Origin of the sequence: Shinella sp. CPCC 101442, from assembly GCF_024704725.1 — a bacterium.
GTDB lineage: Bacteria > Pseudomonadota > Alphaproteobacteria > Rhizobiales > Rhizobiaceae > Shinella.
Genome location: NZ_JALIQS010000001.1, coordinates 404,592 through 428,996 on the forward strand (window position 1 = coordinate 404,592; position 24,405 = coordinate 428,996).

The 24,405-nt window shown below is 63.7% G+C and carries 21 protein-coding genes and 1 pseudogene; 9 read left to right on the forward strand and 13 right to left on the reverse strand.

The window, feature by feature from the left end:
- Positions 1 to 94 precede the first annotated feature (94 nt).
- The 7 genes from MUO32_RS01885 to MUO32_RS01915 all read right to left on the reverse strand — a co-directional run bounded on the left by MUO32_RS01885 (position 95) and on the right by MUO32_RS01915 (position 5,998).
- On the reverse strand, positions 95 to 442 hold the full coding sequence (locus MUO32_RS01885; RefSeq protein ID WP_257946535.1) for a cupin domain-containing protein: 348 nt from the start codon (positions 440 to 442) through the stop codon (positions 95 to 97).
- A 28-nt stretch (positions 443 to 470) separates the two neighbouring features.
- The gene (locus MUO32_RS01890) at positions 471 to 833 is read right to left on the reverse strand and encodes a cupin domain-containing protein (protein WP_257946536.1); all 363 of its coding nucleotides are present in this window, start codon (positions 831 to 833) and stop codon (positions 471 to 473) included.
- Positions 826 to 2,118 (reverse strand): glycosyltransferase, encoded by a 1,293-nt coding sequence (locus tag MUO32_RS01895; protein ID WP_257946537.1) that lies wholly within the window; start codon positions 2,116 to 2,118, stop codon positions 826 to 828. The genes MUO32_RS01890 and MUO32_RS01895 overlap by 8 nt, the downstream gene beginning before the upstream one ends.
- Positions 2,119 to 2,135: 17 nt before the next feature.
- Positions 2,136 to 3,182: an ABC transporter ATP-binding protein gene (locus MUO32_RS01900; RefSeq protein WP_257946538.1), complete on the reverse strand. Its 1,047-nt coding sequence runs from the start codon at positions 3,180 to 3,182 to the stop codon at positions 2,136 to 2,138.
- On the reverse strand, positions 3,179 to 3,970 hold the full coding sequence (locus MUO32_RS01905; RefSeq protein WP_257946539.1) for an ABC transporter permease: 792 nt from the start codon (positions 3,968 to 3,970) through the stop codon (positions 3,179 to 3,181). Before MUO32_RS01905 ends, MUO32_RS01900 begins: the two co-directional genes overlap by 4 nt.
- Positions 3,967 to 4,767, reverse strand: a complete 801-nt coding sequence (locus tag MUO32_RS01910; RefSeq protein ID WP_257947149.1) for an ABC transporter permease — start codon at positions 4,765 to 4,767, stop codon at positions 3,967 to 3,969. Before MUO32_RS01910 ends, MUO32_RS01905 begins: the two co-directional genes overlap by 4 nt.
- Before the next feature lie 172 nt (positions 4,768 to 4,939).
- Positions 4,940 to 5,998, reverse strand: coding sequence for a spermidine/putrescine ABC transporter substrate-binding protein (locus MUO32_RS01915; RefSeq protein WP_257946540.1), 1,059 nt, complete (start codon positions 5,996 to 5,998; stop codon positions 4,940 to 4,942).
- A 202-nt stretch (positions 5,999 to 6,200) separates the two neighbouring features.
- Here MUO32_RS01915 and MUO32_RS01920 point away from each other — a divergent pair, with 202 nt between their 5' ends.
- The 5 genes and pseudogenes from MUO32_RS01920 (at position 6,201) to MUO32_RS01940 (ending at position 10,896) form a co-directional block, all read left to right on the forward strand.
- A complete protein-coding gene (locus MUO32_RS01920; RefSeq protein WP_257946541.1) occupies positions 6,201 to 7,133 on the forward strand; it encodes a GntR family transcriptional regulator in 933 nt (310 codons plus the stop codon).
- A 6-nt stretch (positions 7,134 to 7,139) separates the two neighbouring features.
- A complete protein-coding gene (locus MUO32_RS01925) occupies positions 7,140 to 8,441 on the forward strand; it encodes a glycosyltransferase (RefSeq protein WP_257946542.1) in 1,302 nt (433 codons plus the stop codon).
- A 62-nt stretch (positions 8,442 to 8,503) separates the two neighbouring features.
- A pseudogene (locus MUO32_RS01930) lies at positions 8,504 to 9,033 on the forward strand (aldehyde dehydrogenase family protein); the annotation flags it as partial.
- A gap of 191 nt (positions 9,034 to 9,224) precedes the next feature.
- Positions 9,225 to 10,457 carry an AGE family epimerase/isomerase gene (locus tag MUO32_RS01935; protein ID WP_257946543.1) on the forward strand — a complete coding sequence of 411 codons (1,233 nt, stop codon included), beginning with the start codon at positions 9,225 to 9,227 and terminating at the stop codon, positions 10,455 to 10,457.
- 34 nt (positions 10,458 to 10,491) lie between these two features.
- Positions 10,492 to 10,896, forward strand: a complete 405-nt coding sequence (locus MUO32_RS01940; protein WP_257946544.1) for a DUF3307 domain-containing protein — start codon at positions 10,492 to 10,494, stop codon at positions 10,894 to 10,896.
- Between the two features lie 46 nt (positions 10,897 to 10,942).
- On the opposite strand, the gene MUO32_RS01945 is transcribed toward MUO32_RS01940, so the two are convergent.
- Positions 10,943 to 11,815 carry a hypothetical protein gene (locus MUO32_RS01945; RefSeq protein ID WP_257946545.1) on the reverse strand — a complete coding sequence of 291 codons (873 nt, stop codon included), beginning with the start codon at positions 11,813 to 11,815 and terminating at the stop codon, positions 10,943 to 10,945.
- 253 nt (positions 11,816 to 12,068) lie between these two features.
- Here MUO32_RS01945 and MUO32_RS01950 point away from each other — a divergent pair, with 253 nt between their 5' ends.
- The 4 genes from MUO32_RS01950 to MUO32_RS01965 all read left to right on the forward strand — a co-directional run bounded on the left by MUO32_RS01950 (position 12,069) and on the right by MUO32_RS01965 (position 16,993).
- Positions 12,069 to 13,118 (forward strand): helix-turn-helix domain-containing protein, encoded by a 1,050-nt coding sequence (locus MUO32_RS01950; protein ID WP_257946546.1) that lies wholly within the window; start codon positions 12,069 to 12,071, stop codon positions 13,116 to 13,118.
- Positions 13,119 to 13,197: 79 nt separating this feature from the next.
- The gene (locus tag MUO32_RS01955) at positions 13,198 to 14,571 is read left to right on the forward strand and encodes a transaminase (RefSeq protein ID WP_257946547.1); all 1,374 of its coding nucleotides are present in this window, start codon (positions 13,198 to 13,200) and stop codon (positions 14,569 to 14,571) included.
- On the forward strand, positions 14,568 to 15,956 hold the full coding sequence (locus MUO32_RS01960) for a glutamine synthetase family protein (RefSeq protein WP_257946548.1): 1,389 nt from the start codon (positions 14,568 to 14,570) through the stop codon (positions 15,954 to 15,956). Before MUO32_RS01955 ends, MUO32_RS01960 begins: the two co-directional genes overlap by 4 nt.
- A gap of 2 nt (positions 15,957 to 15,958) precedes the next feature.
- Positions 15,959 to 16,993 (forward strand): histone deacetylase family protein, encoded by a 1,035-nt coding sequence (locus MUO32_RS01965; protein ID WP_257946549.1) that lies wholly within the window; start codon positions 15,959 to 15,961, stop codon positions 16,991 to 16,993.
- A 7-nt stretch (positions 16,994 to 17,000) separates the two neighbouring features.
- Here the strand turns inward: MUO32_RS01965 and MUO32_RS01970 are convergent, their stop codons facing one another.
- The 5 genes from MUO32_RS01970 to MUO32_RS01990 form a co-directional block, all read right to left on the reverse strand.
- Positions 17,001 to 18,149 (reverse strand): alpha-hydroxy acid oxidase, encoded by a 1,149-nt coding sequence (locus MUO32_RS01970; RefSeq protein ID WP_257946550.1) that lies wholly within the window; start codon positions 18,147 to 18,149, stop codon positions 17,001 to 17,003.
- 235 nt (positions 18,150 to 18,384) lie between these two features.
- Positions 18,385 to 19,428 (reverse strand): class II fructose-bisphosphate aldolase, encoded by a 1,044-nt coding sequence (gene fba, locus MUO32_RS01975; RefSeq protein WP_257946551.1) that lies wholly within the window; start codon positions 19,426 to 19,428, stop codon positions 18,385 to 18,387.
- A gap of 247 nt (positions 19,429 to 19,675) precedes the next feature.
- On the reverse strand, positions 19,676 to 22,384 hold the full coding sequence (locus MUO32_RS01980) for a DNA translocase FtsK (protein ID WP_257946552.1): 2,709 nt from the start codon (positions 22,382 to 22,384) through the stop codon (positions 19,676 to 19,678).
- Positions 22,385 to 22,491: 107 nt separating this feature from the next.
- Positions 22,492 to 23,559 (reverse strand): ABC transporter ATP-binding protein, encoded by a 1,068-nt coding sequence (locus tag MUO32_RS01985; RefSeq protein ID WP_257946553.1) that lies wholly within the window; start codon positions 23,557 to 23,559, stop codon positions 22,492 to 22,494.
- 11 nt (positions 23,560 to 23,570) lie between these two features.
- Positions 23,571 to 24,401 carry a carbohydrate ABC transporter permease gene (locus tag MUO32_RS01990; protein ID WP_257946554.1) on the reverse strand — a complete coding sequence of 277 codons (831 nt, stop codon included), beginning with the start codon at positions 24,399 to 24,401 and terminating at the stop codon, positions 23,571 to 23,573.
- Positions 24,402 to 24,405: the final 4 nt, after the last annotated feature.

The following is a 24,405-nucleotide window of genomic DNA, read 5'->3' on the forward strand; positions in this document are numbered from 1 at the left end:
TGGAGGAAGGGAGACGATGCGGCGCAACAAGTCCCTTCTTCCCGCCTACGGAGAGAAGAGACCGGGAGGCGGACGGGAGGTCGAAGCCTCTCCCTCAGCGGATCATGTAAACCTTCTTCACCGTCTCATGGACCGTGCATTCGCCCTTCCAGTCCTTCGGGAAGAAGGCGGCGGTGTCGGGCATGATCTCGATCACTTCACCGCTCTCGTGCACATAGGTGCAGCGCCCCTCGAGGAAGTGGCAGAACTCGTCGCTGGTGACATGGCAGAACCATTTGCCCGGCGTGCAGATCCAGAGGCCGCATTCGGATTGGCCATCCGGACCCTTGTGGATGACTTTGCCGGAGGTGCGGCTCTCACCCTCGATCATGGTGGGGATCACGCCCCAGTCCTTGAGATCGGTTTCTTCCAGCGGCTTGCGCATCAGGGGTGTCGCGGTCATGGGTGTTTCCTTTCGTTTTTTCTTTGCGTCAGACCAGCATGTAGATGTTGCGCATAGTCTCGATGACGGTGCATTCACCGGTCCAGCCACCGGGGAACATGACGACGGTGCCGGCCTCGACCTCGATCACCTCGCCGTCGTCCGAGCGATAGACCGCGCGTCCGGCCACGAAATGGCAGAACTCGTCACGCGGGATCGACAGGCGCCAGCGGCCGGGCGTGCAGACCCAGATGCCGGATTCCGGCTGGTTGTTCGGTCCCTTGAAGACGAGCCGGCCGGAGGAACGGGATTGCCCTTCCTGACTATCCGGTTGGTCGCCCCAATCGACGAGATCGGAAAAGGTCGTCGCGTTGTAGATGTGCGGCGCCGTGGCTTTCGTCGTCTCAACCATTGTAGACACCTGTCTTCACGAGTTGGTCGAGAATGCCGGCCGCCTTCTTCGGGCCGTTGCGGGCCTGCATATGGGCGCTGGTGGCGGCAAGGCGCGTCTTCATGGTCGGATTGTTGACGCAAGCCTCCAGCTTGGCGGCGAGGTCTGCATCCGTCCAATCGTACCGCGGCATCTTGAAGCCGTGGCCGGTCTCGTCGACACGTGTCGCATTGTCGTGGCCATCCCAGACATAGGGCATGATGATCGCCGGCTTGCCGAAATAGAGGCACTCCGTGAACGAGTTGTTGCCACCGTGATGGATGGCCGCATCGACCTGCGGGATGACCGAGGGTTGCGGGAACCAGCTGTCGACGATGACATTGCCGGGCAGGTTCTCGTATTGGTCCTTGTAGTCGCCGACATTGACCAGCGCCCGGTAGGGCAGCTTGCCGATGGTCGCGATCAGCCGCTTCAGGAGATCCGTATCCCCCGCGCCGAGCGAGCCGAAGGAGATGTAGATCAGCGGCTTGTCGTTGTTCTCAGCGAAGGCCGGAACCTCGTAGGGCTTTTCCTTGCGCACGCAGCCTTCGAGATACTGGAACTGTGTCGGGTCGAGCCGATGCTCGCGGTCGAATTTCACCGCCTCCGGATAGAGCAGCAGGTTCATGAAGGGCGAGGCTTCGAAGAACTGGCCGATGGGATAGGCCGCCTCGTCGTTCTCGCCGAGAAAGCCGTTGAAGTCATCGTGGATCGGTTTGATCACGGCATTGAAATGATCGCGATAGGCCGCATGGCCGGCGAAATCCTTCTCGCCGCAGCCGGAGAGATGCGGCGGGATTTTCGGATCCTCGATCTCGTTTTCCGAGCAGGAAATGATGCGCACCCAGGGCGTACCGTATTGCTTGATCGCCGGGAAGAGGATGACGTTATCGACGCAGATGAGGTCCGGCTTGATCCTGGCCAGCACGCCCGGCAGGTCCTTCTGGGCCCATTTGGCGCTGTCGACGATCGCCGTCCAGCAATCCTTCACATAGTTGTCGACCTGGTCGTAGGGCGATTTACGGAAATTCGGGATGTGGCCGTTGATGAAATCCTCCCAGAACTTCGCCATCTGCTCGGGCGGCATGGGCTCGGAGAGGTTCACCGCATGGGCTTCGAAGCCGTAACCCTCATAGACCGAAACGAAACCGGGGTCGGAGAGGAAGACGGCCTTGTGGCCGAGCGCCTCGACGGCTTGCGCGATGCCGACGGAGTTCAGCGCCGGGCCGAAGGCCGCTTCCGGGAAAAATGCGATGGTCTTGGACATGGTGTTCCCCTCTTTATTCATTGGAAGATCCGGCTTTTCGCCGGATCAATCTTGAGGCTCAGCGCATCGCCGATCTTCCAGTTGCCCGCACCGCTCGCGGGGATGCGGACCTGAAGCGGCGTCTCGGTGGCGCTTGTCCTGACATGCAGCACCCGGTCGAGGCCGTGATAGGCGATATCGACGATGGCGCCGGATACCGGCAGGTCGCCGGGCGGGCCGATGGCGATGTTTTCCGGGCGAACGGCGAGCGTCGCCGCGCCGGCATTGCCCCGTGCCTTCACCTGCAGACCGTCAGCCGCGAAGACGCCACTCGCGTCCACTTTGCCGTCGATGAAATTCATGACGCCGATGAAATTGGCGACGAAGCGATCCGCGGGGCGCTCGTAGACCTCTTCCGGCGCGCCGACCTGCAGGAGGCGGCCGTCCTTCAGGATCGCCATGCGGTCGGCCATGACCAGCGCCTCCTCCTGGTCGTGCGTGACGATGATGAAGGTGATGCCGATCTCGTTCTGCATACGCTTCAGTTCGAGCTGCATCCTTTCCCGCAGCTTCTTGTCGAGCGCGCCGAGCGGTTCGTCGAGCAGCAGCACCTTCGGGCGTTTCACCAGCGCGCGGGCGAGCGCCACACGCTGCTTCTGGCCGCCCGAGAGCTGTTCGGGCTTGCGGTCGGCGAATTGCGTCAGGTCCGTCGTCGCCATGGTCTCATCGACGCGGCGGCGGATTTCCGTCTTGGCGAGCCGCTCCATTTCAAGGCCGTAGGACAGGTTCTGCCTGACCGTCATATGCGGAAAGAGCGCGTAGGACTGAAACATCAGGTTGAGTGGCCGCTTTTCCGGCGGCAGCGGGGAAATGTCCTTGCCCTCGAGCAGGATGCGGCCGGCATTCGGGCTTTCGAAACCGGCGAGCATGCGCAAGAGCGTGGTCTTGCCGCAACCCGAGGGGCCGAGCAGCGCGAAGAACTCGTTCTCGCGGATATCGAGCGTCACATTATCGACCGCCGTCACCGGCCCGAACGCCTTGCCGACACCCTCGATGCGCAGGATCGGATTGCTGGATGCGTTCATGGGACCTGCTGTTGTCTGTTGAGCCATTGCGAGATCAGAAGCGCCGTCGCGCTGACGCCCATGACGATGGTGGCGAGCGCGTTGACCTCGGGTGTGATGCCGAAGCGGATCATCGAATAGATCTGCATGGGAAGGGTGATGGACGAGCGCCCGGCGCCCGCCGTGAAGAAGGCGATGATGAACTCGTCGACCGAGAGCGTGAAGGCGAGCAGCGCGCCGGCAACAATCGACGGCAGAAGCACCGGAAAGGTGACGCGCCAGAAAGTCGTCCAGCCGGACGCGCCGAGATCGCGCGAGGCCTCGACGATGGAGAAGTCGAAATGTTTGAGCCGGGCGCGCACGACCGAGCAGACGAAGGCGAGGTCGAAGATGACGTGGCTGATGACGATGGTGTGCAGGCCCATCGCCAGGCCGAGGCGCGAAAAGAAGGTGAGCAGCGCCACCGCAAGCACGATGTCGGGAATGACCATCGGCGCGAAGGCGAGCGCTTCCAGGCCGTTGCTCTTCCTGCGCCGCGTTTCCATGCCGAGCGCCAGCAGCGTGCCGAGCACCGTCGAGATGACCGTCGCGAAGATAGCGACGATGAACGTGTTGCCGGCCGCGCGCAGAATATCCGTATTGGCCAGCAGAGCACCGTACCAGCGGACGGAAAAGCCGGACCAGGAGGTCGGCAGGCCGCTGTCGTTGAAGGAGAGCAGCACGAGCACGGCGATCGGCAGGTAGAGGAAGCCGAAGACAAGGAGCAGCACGATGCGCCCCGGCAGTTTGCTGGAAAACGTCGCGTTCATTGCGCCGCCTCCCCCTTGCGCTCGCCGCTGGCATGGGCCGTGGCGCGGGCCTGCAGCAGGAGCAGCACGATCATCGTGAGGATCAGCGCGGCACCGAGCGCGGCACCGAAGGGCCAGTCGTTCGCCGTCAGGAACTGGTCGTAGACGAGATTGCCGACCATCTGGAACCGCCCGCCGCCGAGAAGCGCAGGGGTCACGAAGTTGCCGATGGAGAGCACGAAGACGAAGACGCCGCCCGCCGCAACCCCCGGCAAGGTGAGCGGGAGCGTGACGCGCAGGAAGGTGCGGACCGGACCGGCACCGAGATCGCGCGAGGCCTCCATCAGCTCCGGGTTGAGCCGCGACAGCGTCGAATAGATCGCGAGGATGACGAAGGGCAAGTAGTTGTAGACGAGACCTGTGATGACGGCGCTCTCGGTGTAGAGCATCGACAGCGGCTCGCCCGTATAGCCAAGCGAACGCAGGAGATTGTTGATCAAGCCCTCGCGATTGAGCAGCACGATCCAGGCATAGGTGCGGATCAGGTAGTTGCTCCAGAAGGGCAGCACGGCGAAGAACAGCAGGATCGGCTGCGACATCCTTGGCGCACGACTGATCGCGTAGGCGGCGGGATAGGCGATGAGGATGGCGATCACTGTCGCCGTCAGCGCGATGCGCGCGGAATTCAGGAAAATCTTCGCATAGAGCGGATCGGCGACGCGGGCGAAATTTTCCAGCGTGACCGTGTATTCCACCCCACCCCAGACGCCGCGCTGGAAGAAGGCATAGCTCAACACCAGCAGGCATGGCACCACCATGAAGGCGACGAGCCAGGCGACGCCGGGCGCGGCGAGCAGGTTCGGTCTGGTGGCATTAAGGGACAAGGCTTCGCTCCCGCGGTGCCGCAAGCCACCGCGCATACAGGATTTCTGGATGAAGAATACCCGTGGCGACAGGCCGCCTTCCGGCCGCCACGGGAAGGGTCCAAGATCAGTTCGCGGCCTTGATCTCGCTTACGATGCGCGAATAATCCTTCTGCGCTGTCCCGAGATCACGCAGAAGCTCGTATTTGACGAGGTCCGCAGGCGCCATGGCCATGTTCGGGTACTGCTCGGAAAGCGCCTTGTCGAGGCTTTCCATCGCCGCCTTGTTCGGCACCTTGTAGAGGATGTTCTGCGCGGCCCAGGCGTGGTTCTTGGCGTCGAGGATGAAGTTGATGAACTTCATCGCCGCATCCTTCTTCTCCGAGCTTTTCAGGACGACGATCGTGTCGATCCAGAGGTCGGAGCCTTCCTTCGGCACGACGAACTTGATGTCCTTGTTCTCGGTGATGCCATAGTTGCACCAGCCGTCCCAGGCATGCACCAGCGAAGCCTCGCCGGAGACGAGCTTGGAATAGAAGGTCGTGTCGTCATAGGCGAGCAACGTCTTCTTCGCCTCGATGAGCAGGTTTTTGACCTCCTCAAGCTTGGCCGGATCCTTCTCGTTGACCGAGAAACCCTTGGCGAGTTCGCCCGCGGCCATCAGCCAGCGATCGGTCGCCAGCATCGTCGTTTTACCCTTGATGGCATCGGCCGGCTGGAGCAGGTTCAACCAGCTGTCCGGCGTGTCCTTCACGAGATCGGAGCGGTAGCAGAGGCCTGTCGTGCCCCAGGTATAGGGCACCGAGAAGGTGTTGCCGGGGTCATAGGCGAGCGTCGCGGCTTCCGGGTAGAGATTGGCAAGGTTCGGCACGGCCGCCTTGTCGATCGGCTCGGCGAGCCCCTGCCCGTTCAGGATTTCGGCAAAGGGCGAGGAGACGAAGACCACGTCGTAGCCCTTGCCACCGCTCGCCATCAGCTTGCCCATGACTTCTTCATTGGTGGCATGGTTGACCACCTCGATCTCCAGTCCCGTCGCGGCCTTGAACGTATCCGCGATATCGGGGGCCATGTAGCCGGCCCAGTTCGAGATGACGAGATCGGCGGCAGACGCCGTACCCGCCGCAAGGCATGCGGCAGCCAGCGCCGCGGCCGCGCAGGTCGCAGTCAGTCGGTTCTTCACGGTCACGGAAGACTCCCTTGTTTCGTTGTTCCAACCTCTTTGACGGGCGCGCCGGTTCTCCGGTCTCATTCCCTGTCGCATGGCAGTATTATTTAGAAAAAAAATACGTCAATAGGGTCGGTGCATTTTTGTGGCCCGCGTATTTCCGGACTTGCGAAACCACGGCTCAAAGGGCAGCATGCACGGCGATGGAAGGCAGACGCGAACAATGACCCCCGAGCCGAAACGCACCAACTTCCGCCATGTCGAACTGGCGCAAAAAATACTGGACGTTGCCGGCGAGCGCGGCATGGCGCCCGGCGAGCGGCTGGCCGAACAGGCGCTCGCCTCGCTCTGCAACGTCTCGAGAACTCCGATCCGCAAGGCTTTGCAGATACTTGCCGAGCGCGATCTGGTCACGGCGGATGCCGAGGGCGGCTATCTGCTTGCCATCGACCCCGTGGCGACCGCCCGCCTCGAAGACACCGCGGAAGGCGAGGGCGAAGGCGAAATCTATGCCGCGATCCTGCGCGACCTCTCCGCCGGGCGCATCGCCGAAAACCAGACCGTCGCCGCCCTGCAGCGCCGCTATGACGTCTCACGCCAGACGGTACAAAATGCACTGATGAAACTGGCCGAGGAAAATCTCGCCGAACGCGCCGCCGGACAGCAATGGCTGCTCAAGCACTTCGCGATCAGCGGGGACGCGGCTGCGAAAAGTTACGAATTCCGTCTTGCGACGGAACCGCTTGCCCTGACGCTGCCGGAGTTCAAGCGCGACATGCCGGCGATCACGGCGCTACGCCAGTCGATGCTGATCCTGCGCGGGATGAACGAGACGAATTTCGACCGCAAGCTCTTCGACCGGACGGATTACGATTTTCATCTATTGATCGCCCGCTCCTGCGGCAATCCGTTCATGGCGGAAGCACTGACCAACCACCATCGCCGCCGCCGCGCCAGCCCGCCGGCCGGCCACGTGAACGCCTTCCGACTGATGCAGTCCAACATCGAACATATCCAGATCCTCGAGCAGATCGAGCGCGGCCAGATGGAGCTTGCCGCCGATCTGATGCGTGTGCATATACAGCTCTCCCAATCGCAGCGCCCCCGGCTTGCCGGCCGCGGCGTTCCCCCCGCCTTCAAACTCATCGCGCGTTAGCCCTCCATGGCGCCAGCAAAGACCATCGCCCTTTTCCCGGAAGCGAGCTACGGCGCGGCGCTCAACTGCGTCGGCATCGCCCAGGAACTTCGGCGTTTGGGCCATCGCCCGGTCTTCATCTGCCACCCGGGCTTTTCCGGCGTCTTCGCGGAATACGGCTTTGCCGAATACCAGCTGACCGAGGCCGACGCTGCGCCGACGGACTGGAACGACTTCATCGAACGCCACCAGGATGCCTTTCGGCAGGCCCCGTTCGACCAGCTGGAAAGTTATGTCGGCCCGACCTGGGAGGCGATCGTCGATACGGCCATGCGGGTGGAGGAGCCGCTGCGCCAGTTGCTCGGCCGGCTGAAGCCGGATGCGATCGTGCTCGACAACGTCGTGATGTTTCCGGCCATCGCCAATGCCGGCGTACCGTGGATCCGCGTCGTCTCCTGCGCCGAGACGGAAATCCCGGACGAGAATGTGCCGCCCTACCTGTCCGGCTGCGGCGACAACGAGCGTGCAGCCTGGACGGCGTTCGCCGACCGTTATGAAAAGACCGTGGCGTCCGCCCACAGGCGCTTTTCCGCCTTCCTTGCCGAATGCGGCCTCAAGGCTCCGACGGCACCGGTCTTCCTCGGCCCCTCGCCCTGGCTGAACCTGTTGCTGGCGCCCGACATCATCCGCCATGATCGCCATGCGGCGCTCGACCCCAGGCGTTTCATCTTTCTCGACGGTTGCGTGCGTCATGAGGCGCCTTATACGCCGCCGCGTTTCGCCAGCCACAACGAGGCGCCGCTGGTGCTGACGAGTTTCGGCTCGCTCGGCGCGATGGATGTCGCGATGATGAAGCGCATGATCGCCGTCTTCGCTACCCTGCCCTGCCGCTTCCTCGTCAATGCCGGTCACTGGCGCGAGGAGTATCGCGAGGTGCCGGACAATGTCTTCATCGACAGCTGGTTCCCGCAGCCTTCGGTGGTCGAACAGGCAAGCCTCTTCATCCATCACGGCGGCAACAATTCCTTCTGCGAGGCGCTTTATTACGGCGTGCCGTCGCTCGTCATGCCCTATTGCTGGGACGGCCACGACAATGCGGCGCGCGCCGCCGAAACCGGCGTTGGCCGCCGGCTCGGTCGCTATGACTGGAGCGACACGGACCTGACGGCCGCCATCGACGGCCTGCTCGGCGATCACGAGATGCAGGCGCGCCTCAAGGCGAATGCAGCAAAGATGCATAAGGCGGCGGGCGTGACACGTGCTGCGGAGGAAATTGTCCGGGTTATGTCGGACGCCTCCATCGGGGCGGGAGAGGCATCGAATGCGTGACCACCTCTTCATCGACGGCATCTGAGCTTCTCCCGTGAAGGGTGGCACATTCGAGGTCATCGATGCTGACGCCCTCGAAACTGATGCCGCTCACCGCGTTGGAGCTTGGCGCCATCGTTGCGGAAGCAGGGCTTCCGGCCAGCGTGCTCAACATCGTCACCGGCCTTGGCCCTGAGGCCGGCCAGCCGCTGTCCGAACATCCCGGCATAGACAAGCTCACCTTCACCGGCACCGTGCCGACGGGCGCGAAAATCATGGCGGAGGTGCGCGATATCAAGAATGTCAGCCTCGAACTCGGCGGCAAGTCGCCTTTCGTGATCTTCGCCGACGGCGATATCGAGAAGGCCGAGGACAATTTTGCGTGGACCGAGGAAATTTTCGGGCCGGTCGTCTGCGGCAAGACGTTCAAGAACGAGGCGGACGCGATCCGCATGGCAAACGACAGCCGCTTCGGCCTCGCCGCCGCCGTCACGTCGAAGGACAAGGCGCGCTGCGAGCGGGTGGCAAGGGCCTTTCGAACCATCTCGAGGTCAAGCAGATCACGTCCTTCAACAGCGACGAGCCCTGGGGCTGGTACATCAAGCCAGCCTGAGGCGTGCCGCTGGCGGGTTGCGACGCCATGCGTTCTGGGCCATAAATCGCTCCCCACCTGTCGAAGGCCAGCCGTCATCATGAGTGTCGCGGGCCGTGCGTGATCCCCACGCCACGGCGAATCCCCCCGCGCTCCGGTTCGGCCCCGGCATGGGTAACGACAATGCGGACCGACAAAAAGGAGAACGCATCATGGGACACCTTGGCACGGCTTGGCGCAAGCGCGACTACCATCGTCAATGGCTCTGGCGGGAAGCGAACCGCCTGTTCGATTTCTTCCAGAACCGGGCCTTCAACCCGCTCGGCGGCTTCCACGAACTCGACGCCGAGGGCCGGCCGCTCAACCCCGGCAATCCGATTCGCGGCCTCCATTCCACCGCCCGCATGGTGCATTGCTTCGCGATCGGCAGCCTGCTCGGCCGCCCTGGTTCGGACGACGTCGTCGACCACGGCATGAAGTATCTCTGGGAAAAGCACCGTGATGCCGAACGCGGCGGCTACCATTGGTCACTCGACAATTCCGGCCTGCTCGACGCCAGCAAACAGGGCTATGGTCACGCCTTCGTTCTGCTCGCCGCTTCCAGCGCCAAGCTTGCCGGCCACCCGGATGCCGACCGCATGATCGCTGATGTCACCGGCGTGCTGGAAACCCGTTTCTGGGAAGCCGCGCATGGCGCGATTGCTGAGGAATTCGAAGCGGACTGGTCGCCGGTCCCCGGCTATCGCGGCCAGAACTCCAACATGCATCTGACGGAAGCCTTGATGGCCGCCTTCGAGGCGACCGGCGAGAAGAGTTATCTCGACAAGGCGGAAAGCATCGCCGACCTCGTCATCCGCCGCCGCGCCGGCGAAAACGGCTTTCGCGTGCCCGAGCATTTCGACGAGAACTGGGTGCTCGACAAGGACTATCGCGGCAACGAGATGTTCCGCCCCTCCGGCACGACGCCCGGCCACTGGCTGGAATGGGCACGCCTCATCCTCCAGCTCTACGCGCTCGGCGGCAAGAAGCACGGCTGGATGCTGGACGCGTCGAAGGCGCTCTTCGCGCAATCCATCGCGCTCGGCTGGGACACGGAAAAGGGCGGTTTTTTCTACACGCTCGACTGGGCCGACGAGCCGGCCAAGCGCAACAAGCTGTGGTGGCCAATGGCCGAGGGTGTGGGCGCCGCCGCCTTCCTCGCCGAGCACCTGCCGAGCGATTTCCACGAGATCTGGTATCGCAAGATCTGGGACGTCATCGCCCGCCAGTTCCTCGATCAGGACCGTGGCGGCTGGCATGAGGAACTGACGGAAGACCTCGTGCCGAGCTACACCCTTTTCGCCGGCAAGGGGGACATCTATCATGCGCTCCAGGCCTGCCTGATCCCGCTTTATCCGGCGACGGGCAGCCTCACCAGGGGCATCATCGAGGCGGGCGGCCGCTAGGCCGCCTCTTCACCGCCGGGCAGACGGGATTGGAATGATAGACATACCGGACCAGATCTCGACCGCATGGTTCGCCGCCGCCTCGGTGGCGTTCCTCGCAAAACACTTCCTGGCGGATTTTCTCTTGCAGACGGACTGGATGGCGGCGGGCAAGGACCGGCCGGAAGGCTGGCTCCTGCCGCTTGCCGCCCACGCCGGCTTGCATGGCGCGATGACCGGTATGCTCTTCCTCGCCGTCGCCCCGTCGATGGCCTGGCTGGGGCTCGTCGATATGCTCGTGCACGGCGCCATCGACCGCCTGAAGAGCATTTCGACGCGCCGCAAGGCCCTGACCCCGCGCCAGACCGCGTTCTGGTGGCTGTTCGGCCTCGACCAGACGCTGCATCACCTCACCCATATCGGCCTTGCGATCCTTCTCGCCGCCGGATCTGCCGCTTAGCGCATTTCCGGACATAAAACCGCTTCGCACTTTTGCTGGAGACGATTTAGGACAGCGCCTCGCGCAGCAGGAGATCCGTGAGCGCGAACTGGTCGGCGAACCAGCGATCCGCCGCGTGCCACATCAATGGCGCCAGCTTGATATCATGGCCGCCGCGCGTATCCGTCTCGACAAGACCGACATCGCGCGCCGCCTCGACGATACGGCGCACATGTGTGCGCGAAACACCCGTCTGCACCGCCAGCCGCTGGTAGCCGGTCGCGACGACCGCACCGTCGTTGCCCTGCGCGCCGCGTAGAAGAAGCAGCATGATCATGTAGCCGCAGTCATGCGCAAGGAACGGCGCAAGCGGAAGGTGCCGGCGGATGAGGCGACTGATATCGGGCAGATGCGCCAGCGTGGCGCGGCGCATGCCCTTGTGCAACGTCGTGTCCGGTGGCCCCTTCCGCCCTTCAGTCGGCGAGAGGCCGAGCGACGAAAGCCCGTCCAGAAGAACGCCGAGCACCTTCGCGTCGCGCGCCAGAAGCGCATTGCTCGGCACGAGCAGGCGCACGCGCCGGTCGGAGGCGTGGGGCTGCTGGGAGAGAAAACCATATTTGCGAAGGTAGGAGACCTGCGCCTCGACGCGGTTGCGGCTGGCAACGCCGAGGTCCGTCACCTCCCGCTGAAGGCGACCGAGCGTCAGCCAGGTGGAGGACTGCGCGGTATCCTGGCCGGCATGCAGTGCCAGGACCGCGAGGTAACAGAGAAAACGCCCCTCCTCAAGGATAAGCCGGTTGAAGAGATGGTTTCCTTCATAGAGCGCCAGCTTGCCGGCTATCACGCGGTCGCGAGCCTCGGCAAATCCCGGTGCGGCCAAAAATTGGTACGGCGGCACGCGAAACGCCACCGAGGCGTCGTCGAAACGAACCTGATCCATGCTGCTCCCCTATTCGGATCAGCGCCCTGCCCGGCGCCGGGATCTAAAAGACCCAATATTCTCCATGGGGTTCGAGTGGGCGCGAACTGTCAATCGTGGCAACTCATGCATGCATCAATATGAGACGCAGCGACAAAAGAATGATACGCAGTGCCAAACCGCCCCAACCCCTCGCCTTGCGAATTTCCAGGAACCTTCGCCCGTTTAAGGACTTGAGGGGTATATGCCCGCAGCCTAATGATCGTGAATCGCAATGAGTTCTGCCGACAAGCTGCTCTCCAACTCCGTAACCGCCCGGGCCGGTGCAGACGTTCGCCGGGCAAGCCACCTCTTCGCCGAAACGCTGGATCCGGTGTTTCGCACCACGCTTCTGACGCCGGAGCGGCCGGACAACTTCCACGCCGAGCTTTCCACCTATTTCATGGGGCCAGCTCTGCTCTTCGCCGCCGACATGGCCGGCACGACTTATACATTCTCCCGCGACCTGCGCAGGATCGCCCGCACCGGGCTCGACCTCATCCTCGTTCAGGTGACGCTCGATGGCGGCGACATCCGCACCGTCAACGGCGAGATCCTCCATGTCGAGGCCGGTGATATCTCCATGTTCGACCTCTCACGCCCCATGCAGGCCGAAACGCAAGGCTGCCGCAATCTCACGCTCGTGCTGCCGCGCCACATGCTCTTCGGCAAGGATGTGCAGAATGACGCTCTGCACGGTCTCGTCCTCAAACGCCCGACCAGCACGGCACGGCTGATCGGCAGCCATCTGCGCACTCTCTTCGAAGACCTCTCGGACATTACCCAAGCCGAAGCGCCGGCAATCGTTGCCGCCACGGCAAACCTCGTCACCAATCTCGTCGGCCCGCAGATCAACGATCGCAGCCAGCCTTCCCCGACCGTGCGCGGGGCCGTCATCATGGAAATCCGGCGGTATATCGAGCAGCAAATGGCCCATCCGGATCTTGGCCCGGACCACCTCTGCAAGATGTTCGGCCTGTCGCGCGCCTCGCTCTACCGGCTTTTCGAGCCGGTCGGCGGCGTCACCGACTATATCCGCACCCGGCGCTTGCGCGCCGCGTTCGACACGCTGGCGAATGATAACAAACGTACCGTCGGCGAAATCGCCTACGCCTCTGGTTTTCCTGATATTTCGGCGTTTTCCCGCGCCTTCCGCCACCAGTTCGGCATGAGCCCGAGCGAGGTGCGCGAGACAGGCGATCGCAAGCCCCGCCCCCTCAGTTCCGTCGAACGACAGGCTGCCGCGTCGGTCCATGACTGGCTGCGCATCATCGGCTCCCTGTAGACATCTTGCCGTTTGACAGCTGACATCACATCAAACAATATGTGATCACATTTCTTGAATGAACCAGCTGGAGATCGGGATGGAGAGGGCGAACCTGGAGGCGCGCGCCCGCGCGCTCATCGAGGCGGAAGCAGAGGTGTTTCGCGCGAAGAGGCCGCGTTGCGCCGCTGCGCATGACGAGGCGGCATCGGGCTTCTTCGATGGCGTACCGCAGCACTGGATGCTCGACTGGCCGACCCCCTTCCCCCTCGTCGTCGATCAGGCGAGCGGCGTCGACCTCGTCGATCTCGACGGCAACCGCATCGTCGATGTCTGCCTCGGCGATACTGGCGCGATGTTCGGTCATGGCCCGGCCCCGGTTCTCGAAGCGCTGAAGAACACCGCTACGCGCGGCCTCACCACCATGCTGCCTTCCTCGGATGCGCAGATCGTCGGCCGCCTGCTGGTCGAACGATTCGGCCTGCCCCGCTGGCAACTGGGCGCGACGGCAAGCGACGCCAACCGCTTCGCCATCCGCATCGCCCGCGCCGTCACCGGCCGCGCCAAACTGCTGGTCTTCGACGGATGCTACCACGGCGCCGTGGATGACACGCTGGTCGATCTCGTCGATGGCAAGACCATCTCCCGCCGCAACCTTCTCGGCCAGGTCCGCGACCTCGGCGAACTCACCGTTTCCATTCCCTTCAACGATGAAGCGGCACTCGCAAAGGCGCTCGCGGCGCACGACATCGCCTGCGTTCTCGCCGAGCCGGTCATGACAAACTGCGGCATGATCCCGCCCGCGCCCGGTTTCCACGATGCGCTGCGTCGCCTGACGCGCGACGCCGGCACGCTGTTGCTCATCGACGAGACACATACGATCTCCACCGGCCTCGGCGGCTATTCCATCGTGCATGGTCTCGAGCCCGACCTCGTCGTCATGGGCAAGCCGATCGGCGGCGGCGTTCCCGTCAGTGTCTGGGGCATGACGCAGGCGATTTCCGACAAATTGCACGTCATCCGCCGCGAACAGAGCGGCCACGGCCATTCCGGCATCGGCACCACGCTCTCCGGCAGCGCATTGCAACTCGCCTGCCTGCGCGCCTGCCTCGAACATGTCATGACCGAGGATGCCTATCGCAGGATGCAGGCCAATGCCGACCGCATCGAAACCGGCTTCAAGGCGGCCATCGCCGCCGCCGGCCTCGACTGGACGGTTTCGCGCGTCGGCGCCCGGCTGGAAGTCGTCTTCTCGCCCGTGCCGGTGACGAATGCCGCCGAGGCCCGCGCTGCCGCTTCCGATGTGATCGAGGCCGCACTGCATCTCTCCATGCTGAATCTCGGCTACCTGCTGACCCCCTTCCACAATATGGTACTCGTCAGCCCTGCCCTGTCCGAAAAGCAGGCGGATGGCCTCGTCGAGGCCTTCGCGACCGTGCTTGGCCGCCTTGCCGAGCGGAGGGCCGCCGCGTGAGCCGTGATCTCGCCACCCGCCCGCCGGAGGCAGCCGATATTGCCGAAGCTGAAGCCTTCCTCGCCGCGCATCCGGAAATCACGTCCTTCGATCTCGTGCTGATCGACCTCAACGGCATCGCGCGCGGAAAGATCATCCGCCGGCATGAGTTGCTGCCGATCTTCCGCTCCGGCCGACATCTGCCCGGCTCCATCCTCGGTCTCGACGTAACGGGCGAGGATGTCGAGGAGACCGGTCTCGTCTGGGCCGATGGCGATGCCGACCGCCGCGCCTGGCCCATCGCCGGCTCGCTCGTTCCATTGCCCTGGACGTCGCCTCCGCGCGGCGAAGTGCGCCTCGCGCTCTTCGAGCTGGACAGCGCACCGATGGCAGCCGACCCGCGCCATGCGCTGGCGCGTCAGGTCAAGCTGCTCGAAGCCGACGGTTTCCACCCGGTTCTCGCCTATGAGCTGGAATTCTACCTGCTCGACCGCGAACGGACGGCCGGTGGAGATTTCCAGCCGCTCCGCCTGCCGCTCTCGGGAGAACGGCCGGATGGTATCCAGGTCTATGGCGTCACCGAACTCGACCGGCTGGAACCGTTCATCGACGCGGTCTATCGCGGCGCGGAAGCGCAGGGCCTGCCCGTCGAAACCATGATTTCGGAATATGCCCAGGGCCAGTTCGAGTTGACGCTGCGCCACGGCGGCGCGCTGCGTGCCGCCGACGATCTCGCCATGCTGAAGCGCCTTATCCGGGCGCTCGCCGTGCGCCACGGCATGATGGCCTGCTTCATGGCCAAACCCTTCGCGGGCCGTGCCGGCTCCGGCATGCATGTCCATGCGAGCCTTGCCGATGGCGCAGGCGACAATCTCTTCGCGGACCAAGGCGAGGCGCTTTCGCCGCTCCTGAAACAGGCCGTCGCGGGCCTTCTCGAAACCATGCACGAGTCCATGCTGGTCTTCGCCCCGCACTTCAATTCCTGGCGCCGTTTCTCCGCGCAGAGCTACGCGCCGACCACCCCCACCTGGGGCACCAACAACCGTAGCGTCGCGGTGCGTGTCCCCGCCGGCTCTCCTGCCGGCCGTCACCTCGAACAGCGCGCCGCCGGCATCGATTCCAATCCCTATCTGGTGGGCGCGACGGTGCTTGCCGGCATGCGCAAGGGCATTCTCGCAAAGGCCGATCCCGGTCCGGAAACCACAGCCTATGCCGAGGCGACGGGTGACGAACTGCCACCGGACTGGCGTAGCGCCATCGAGACGGCGACACGCTCGCCTTTCCTGAAGGAAGCGCTCGGCGAACGGCTGCACCACGTCTACCTCGCCCTCAAGCGTGCGGAATACCGCCGCTTCGCCAGCGAAGTGACCGCGCTGGAACGCTCGCTCTACGGCGAGATCGTCTGACCATGAAAACCTTCTACACCGCCGATCATAACCTGCATCACAGCGGCATGGAGCTCTCCTTCGGCCGCATCGTGGAAACCTTCGAAAAGCCGGTGCGCGCCGAAATCGTCCTGAAACGCGTGCAGGACGTCGGCCTCGGCCCTGTTCTGGAACCGGCATCCTACGACCGCGCCATCATCGAACGCATCCACACGCCCGACTATCTGGATTTTCTGGAAAGCGTCTTCGCCGAGTGGCGGGCGGCCGGGCGCGACGGCGAGGTCTGGCCCTATAGCTGGCGCCACCGCTCCATGCCGATGATCGACGCCCCGCCCGCGGGCCTCGACGCACGGCTCTCCTACTATTCCTTCGACATGGCCGGGTCTATCACCGAGACGACATGGCAAGCCGCCAAACGGGCCGCCCACACCGCGCTTGCCGGCGCCGATGTCGTGCTCGCGGGCGAGCGGGCCGCCTTCTCGCTCTGCCGCCCGCCCGGCCACCATGCGGGGCGCGACTTCTTCGGTGGCTACTGCTACCTCAACAACGCCGCCATCGCCGCCCAGCGCTTTCTCGACAACGGCCATGCGCGCGTCGCGATCTTCGACGTCGATTACCACCACGGCAACGGCACGCAGGAAATCTTCTACGACCGCGACGACGTGCTGCTGGCAAGCCTGCACGGCGACCCGGATTTCGAATTCCCCTTCCATCTCGGCTATGCCCGCGAACGCGGCGCCGGCAATGGCGAAGGCCACAATCTCAACTATCCCTTGCCCGCCGGCACGACATGGCCGGAATGGCAAACCGCCTTCGAGGACGCGCACGAAAAAATCCGCGCCTACGCTCCGACCGCCCTCGTCATCTCGCTCGGCGTCGATACGTTCAAGGACGATCCGATCTCGCAGTTCAAGCTGGAGAGCGAGCACTTTACGACCATCGGCCGCCGCATCGCCGATTTGAACCTGCCGACGCTGTTCGTCATGGAAGGCGGCTACGCTGTCGACGCACTCGGCGTCAACGCCGTGAATGTGCTACAGGGGTTTGAAGGCGCCTGAGGCGCCCTCACACGTCCTTGTGCAGGTTGTTGCGCGACAGGTTCTTCACGTCGCGCTCGCCGCACAGTGCCATGGTGATGTCGAGTTCCTTGCGGATGATCTCGAGCGTGCGGCGCACGCCGGCCTTGCCGCCGGCACCGAGGCCATAGAGGAAGGGACGGCCGATATAGGTGCCCTTGGCGCCATAGCAGAGCGCTTTCAGCACATCCTGGCCGGAGCGGATGCCGCCATCGAGATGGACCTCCATCTTGTCGCCGACGGCATCGACGATGCGCGGCAGCATGCTGATCGAGGAGGCAGCGCCGTCGAGCTGGCGGCCGCCGTGGTTGGAGACGATGATGGCGTCCGCGCCGCTGCCGAGCGACATGCGCGCGTCCTCTTCGTCAAGGATGCCCTTGAGGATCAGCTTGCCGCCCCAGCGGTCGCGGATCCACTCGATATCTTTCCAGGAGAGCTGCGGGTCGAACTGTTCCGACGTCCAGGACGAGAGCGACGACAGGTCTCCGACACCCTTGGCGTGGCCGACGATGTTGCCGAAGGTGCGGCGCTTGGTGCCAAGCATGTCAAGGCACCAGAAGGGGCGCGTCGCCATCTGCCAAAGATGTTTCGGCGTGAAGCGCGGCGGGGCGGAGAGGCCGTTGCGCAGGTCCTTGTGGCGCTGGCCGAGGATCTGCAAGTCGAGTGTCAGCACCAGCGCCGAGCACCCCGCCGCCTTGGCGCGGTCGATGAGGTTGAGGACGAAATCCCTGTCCTGCATCACGTAGAGCTGGAACCAGAAGGGCTTTGACGTGACCGAGCGCACATCCTCGATCGAGCAGATGCTCATCGTGGAGAGCGTGAAGGGCACGCCGAATTCTTCGGCGGCCTGGGCTGCCAGCATTTCACCATCGGCGTGCTGCATGCCGGTAAAGCCCGTCGGCGCGATGGCGACGGGCATGGATACCTTCTCGCCGATCATCTCGCTGGCAAGCGAGCGATTGGTCATGTCGACGAGCACGCGCTGGCGCAGCTTGACCTTGTGGAAATCCTCTTCGTTGGCCCGGTAGGTGCCCTCGGTCCAGGCGCCGGAATCCGCATATTCGAAGAACATTTTCGGCACACGACGGCGTGCCTGTTCCTTGAGGTCTGCGATCGTCAGGGCCTGCTCTACGCTCATGATGTCCTCACACCTGTCGGGCCGTAGCCACGACATTCCGTTTCATCGGGGGATGGCAATCTTTAAGAGGAGGATGGAGACGCGGCAAGAGCGAGCGGGAACATTCTCTTGCAAATGATCTATTTACAAATGAAATATTTCCATTCGCCTCTGCGATGAACCTCGTAGGCACATTCAAAAACGAATACGCCCTCCCGGCAGAACCGGAAGGGCGCTGGACGATCTGTGACCGCGCTTACTTCGTGGCGTAGAACTTCGCCATGTCAGGCAGGCGCTTGGTGCGGATGCTTGAGGCCTTGCCGGCGGTGCGGAAGGCTTCGAAGCGCTCGCGGCAGACTTCCTGCATGCGGGCGGTCGCCGGCTTCAGGTAGGTGCGCGGGTCGAAATTGTCAGGCTTTTCCTTGAAGTTCTTGCGGATCGTGCCGGTCATGGCGAGGCGCAGGTCGGTATCGATATTGACCTTGCGCACGCCGAGCGGGATCGCCTTCTGGATTTCGGCGACCGGAACACCCCAGGTCTGCTTCATCTCGCCGCCATAGGCGGTGAAGAGGTCCTGCAGGTCCTGCGGTACGGACGACGAGCCGTGCATGACGAGATGCGTGTTCGGCAGCTTCTTGTTGATCTTGGCGATCGTCTCGATCGACAGGATGTCGCCATCGGGTGCGCGGGTGAACTTGTAGGCGCCGTGGCTGGTGCCGATGGCGACCGCAAGCGCATCGACGCCGGTCTTGGAGACGAAGTCCAGCGCCTGGTCCGGATCGGTCAACAGCTCGTCGCGCGTCAGTTTGCCTTCAAAGCCGTGGCCGTCTTCCTTCTCGCCGGCGCCCGTTTCCAGGTTGCCGAGACAGCCAAGCTCACCTTCGACCGAAACACCGGCCGCATGCGCGATCTTCACGACCTCGGCCGTGACGTCGACATTGTATTCGTAGCTGGCGATCGACTTGCCGTCGGCGAGCAGCGAGCCGTCCATCATGACGGAGGTGAAGCCGTTGGTGATGGCCGAGATGCAGGTCGAGGGCTGGTCGCCGTGATCGAGATGCAGGCAGACCGGGATGTGCGGGTATTCTTCGGCCGCGCCCAGGATGAGGTGACGCAGGAACGCATCGCCCGCATAGGAGCGCGCACCGCGGCTTGCCTGCAGGATCACCGGGGAGTCCGTCGCATCCGCCGCACGCATGACCGCCTGGACATATTCCAGGTTGTTGACGTTGAATGCCGGCAGTGCGTAGTCGTTCTCCGCTGCGTGGTCGAGCAATTGCCGCATGGTGATCAATGCCATTCCTGTCCTCCTTTAGGATGCTGATTTCACGGGTTCGCGGCACTATTCACAGAACGGTCCGCCATATGCAACAGGCCTCAAAGACCGCAGTGTAAGCCAAATCGATTAAATGGCATAAGCGAAATAAATTTCCCGTGGATAGGGTAAAAATCCGGCCCGCTCGCGCGGGCCGGATCCGGAAAATCCATCCATTTCAAATAAGTAGGACAAATGCCCGACGGCTGGGCAATCGCCGCCGGAGAAAATGTCAGTCGTCTTCGGCCGGTTCCGGCGTCTGGAAGCTGCCGCGCTCGCCCGAGACGATCTCGCGCTTGCCAACATGGTTGGCAGGACCGACCAGGCCTTCCTTCTCCATGCGCTCGACGAGGGACGCAGCCCGGTTGTAGCCGACGGCAAGGCGGCGCTGGATGTAGGAGGTCGAGCACTTGCGGTCGCGCAGGACAACCTTCACGGCCTTCTCGTAGAGGTCGTCGCCATCCTCGGCCGCGATGTCGCCCTTGTCGAACACCGCACCGCCGGTTGCCGGCTTCTCGTCTTCCTCTTCCTCCTCGTCAGCGGTGACCGTTTCCAGATATTCCGGACGGCCCTGGGCCTTGAGGTGCAGCACGACCTTCTCGACTTCCTCGTCGGAGACGAAGGGGCCGTGCACGCGGGAAATGCGGCCGCCGCCGGCCATATGCAGCATGTCGCCCTGGCCGAGGAGCTGTTCGGCACCCTGCTCGCCGAGAATGGTGCGGCTGTCGATCTTCGACGTCACCTGGAAGGAGATGCGCGTCGGGAAGTTGGCCTTGATCGTGCCGGTGATGACGTCGACCGAGGGGCGCTGCGTCGCCATGATCAGGTGGATGCCGGCGGCACGCGCCATCTGGGCCAGACGCTGGATCGCACCCTCGATCTCCTTGCCGGCAACCATCATCAGGTCGGCCATCTCGTCGACGATGACGACGATATAGGGCATCGGATCGAGCGAGAGTTCCTGCTCCTCGTTGATCGCCTCGCCGGTTCCCTTATCGAAGCCGGTCTGGACATTGATGGTGATCGTTTCGCCCTTGTCGCGCGCCGTCGCCACGCGGCTGTTATAGCCGTCGATATTGCGCACGCCGAGGCGCGACATCTTCCTGTAGCGGTCCTCCATCTCGCGCACCGCCCATTTCAGCGCCATGACGGCCTTCTTGGGATCGGTGACGACGGGGGTCAGCAGGTGCGGAATGCCGTCATAGATCGACAGTTCCAGCATCTTGGGATCGACCATGATCAGGCGGCACTCTTCCGGGCGGAAGCGGTAGAGCAGCGAGAGGATCATGGTGTTGATGGCAACGGACTTGCCCGAGCCGGTGGTGCCGGCGACGAGCAGGTGCGGCATCTTCGCGAGTTCCGCGATGACGGGTTCGCCGCCGATGGTCTTGCCGAGGCAGAGCGGCAGCTTGAAGCCGGTGCGGGCGAAATCCTGGCTCTCGATCATCTCCCGGAAATAGACCGTTTCGCGCGTCTGGTTCGGCAGTTCGATGCCGATGACGTTGCGGCCGGGCACGACCGCGACGCGGGCCGAGAGTGCCGACATGGAGCGGGCGATGTCGTCGGCGAGGCCGATGACGCGCGAGGATTTAACACCCGGCGCAGGCTCGAATTCGTAGAGGGTGACGACCGGACCCGGACGCACATGAATGATCTCGCCGCGGACGCCGAAATCTTCCAGCACGCTTTCGAGGAGACCGGCATTCTGCTCCAGCTGTTCCTGCGTCAGAACGAAGCCCACGGTGCGCGGCGGCTCCTGCAGCAGGTCGCGCGGCGGATACTCGTAGGTATCGCCGGCCGGCGTCGCCAGGGTGACCTGGAACGGCTTGGCGCGCGAAAGCACCGAGGACGGCATTTCGCGCACGGGTTCGGCAATCGCGACCGGGGATACGGCCGGGACCACGGCGGCGGGCGTCGGCGTGAATTCGAAAACCGGCAGCACGATCTCGGACGCGGTTTCCACGGCGGGCGCCGGAACAACGACCACAGGCTCGGCTTTCACCTCCGGCACGAGGACGACCGGCTCTGCGGCGGCCATACGGGCAACCGCCGGGCGGCATTCGACGACGCGGAAGAGTGCGGCGATCGAGGATGGCTCGTCACGCTTTTCCGACACCGGCACGGGCGCCGGAGCGACCGCGACGGGCGGCGGCATGCGCACGACCGTAACCGCAGGCGCGGGCTTCATGCGCATCTCGGATGCGTCCTCGTCGGGAACCAGCGTTTCCCAGAAGGCGTGATCAGAAAGATGGGCAAAGCGGGCGATCGCCGCGCGCACATCCGCCTTCACCACGGGCTTCGCGATGGCCGATACCGGCGCGGGCATCGGGACGGCCAACCGTGCGACGACGGGCGCGCTCGGCTTGAACACGACAGCGGCATCGGCCGGCGCACCGGTCGTGCCGGCGGCGACCACCGCCTGGACCAGCGGCGGGGCAGGTTCGGCCGGCGCGGGCGCGGCGGCTTCCGCCTGCTTCTCCTCGAAGCGGCGACGACGGTCGTCAAGGGCTTCGCGCAGGCGCTGGAGAAGCTCGGCCTGGCTGAGCTGGGGCGTCAGGGTGGGTTGGGGTGTCTGCACTGCTTGTTCTATCGTGTTGACGGCGGGTTCAGCCTGCTGCCTCTCTTCGGCGGCGGCTTCCTCGATCCTGGCGGCGACCTTGTCGGGCGTGCGGGTGAAACGCACGTTCGGGGCCATGTAGAAATGACTTTCCCAGCTGCCATCGGAAAATTGGCCGGGATCGTAGCTGCGCAGTGCCGGCGAGCGGAACCTCGGATGATAGGCCTCGTCGTTCGCCACCGGCTCTTCAGCCGCGTGCCAGTCTTCCACCTCCGGCGCCACATCGGGCAAGGCATTGTTTTCGTAGGGGTGCTGCAACGTTTGATCGTCGCTTTCCCCTTCGGTTTCGAGGATGGGATAGAAGTTTGTTCTGGAAATACGCATGAACCTGCACACTCGACGATCATTGCCGATAGGGATGCGTAGATGGTTAGGAAATGAAGGTTAACAATGTCTTTGGAACGGACGGAAATCGTGTTTCCGCTCCCGTTTCAATCCACCCGTTTTCCCTCGCTGTCGAAGAGGTGAAGCCTGTCCTGCGGCAGGTCCACGCGGATCGCGGGGCCGGGTTTCAGCATCCGTCTGTCCTGTGAAAATATTTTCATCGGAATGCCATGGATCGTCACATGCATGATGATGCCGAAGCCGGTCGGCTCGATGAGATCGACCCCGGCCTCCAGCGCCCCGTTGTCCGCGAGCACCACATGCTCCGGACGGATGCCGAGTGTGGCCGCCGAGCCCGATTCGAGGCCTTCGCGCTTGCGGATGGGAAGCATCGTGCCGTTCGAGAGCCTGAGATCGGCGTGATCGCCCGAGACGAGATAGCGCCCCTCGAAGAAATTCATGCCGGGCGAGCCGATGAAGCCCGCAACGAAGAGATTGGCCGGCCGATCATAGAGCTCAAGCGGCGAGCCGAGCTGCTGGACGATGCCACCGTGCATGGCGACGATTCGGTCAGCCAGGGTCATCGCCTCGATCTGGTCGTGCGTGACGTAGATGGAGGTGGCACGAAGATCGCCGTGCAGCTTCTTGATTTCGGCGCGCATCTGTTCGCGCAGGCGTGCATCGAGGTTGGAGAGCGGCTCGTCGAAGAGGAAGGCCTTCGGTTGGCGCACGATGGCGCGGCCCATCGCGACGCGCTGGCGCTGGCCGCCTGAAAGCGCGCGCGGACGGCGCTCCAGGAGCGGTTCGAGGCCGAGCTTGGCCGCAGCCCCGCCGACGGCGCTCGCGATCTTCTCCTTGGTGGACCGGCGCAGGCGCAGGCTGTAGCTCATATTGTCGGCGACGCTCATATGCGGATAGAGCGCGTAGGACTGGAACACCATGGCGATGTCGCGGTCCTTCGGCGGGAGGTCGTTGACCCGCTTTCCGTCGATGCGGATTTCGCCCGACGTGACCTCCTCAAGGCCGGCGATCATGCGCAGCAGGGTGGACTTGCCGCAGCCCGAGGGGCCGACGAGCACGATGAACTCGCCGTCTCGGATGGTGAGGTCGACGCCGTGCAGCACGGGAAAGGTGCCAAAACTCTTGCGGATGCTCTGGATATCGATGGAAGCCATGGGAAACCCTTTCAGCCTTTGACCGCGCCGGCCGTCAGGCCCTGCACGAGATAGCGCTGGATGAGGAGGAAGAAGAGGCAGGCCGGGATAAGCGCAAGCACGCCCGCCGCCATCATCTGCCCGAAATCGACCGAGAATTTCGAAACGAAGGTGAGCAGCCCGACCGGAAAGGTCGAGGCATCGTTGCCGGAGATCAGCATCAGCGCGAAGAGCAACTCGCTCCAGGCGGCCGTGAAGACGAAGCCGAGGGTGGCGGCGATGCCGGGCAGCGTCAGCGGCAGGATGATCTGGCGGAAGGCGACGAACTGCGTGGCGCCGTCGATCATCGCCGCCTCCTCCAGGTCCTTCGGAATGCCGTCGAAGAAGGACTGCATGAGGAAGGTCGCGAAGGGCACGTTGAAGGCGGTGTAGACGATGACGAGGCCGGTGAGGCTGTTCGTAAGCCCAAGCGGCGAGAGCATCTTGAAGATCGGGGCGACCAGCATCACCAGGGGGAACATCTGGGTGACCAGCATCAGGGCGACGATCCAGTATTTCGCCCGGAACTGGAAGCGCGACAGCGCGTAGCCGGCGAGCGAGGCGAGGACGGTCACCGTTATCGCCGTGGAACCCGCGACGATGAGGCTGTTCTTGAAAAAGGTCGGGAAGGCGCTGTGTGCGATGACGAAGGCATAGTGGTCGAAGGTCGTGCGCGACGGCCACATGCGCACGCCTTCGCTGTAGAGCAGGTCGTTCGGCGTCACCGAGACCTTCAGCAGCCAGAACAGCGGGAAGAGCGCGAAGACGATATAGGCGAGGATCGCGAGGCGATGCAGGATGGTGAGGACGGGTCTGCTTCTCATGGCA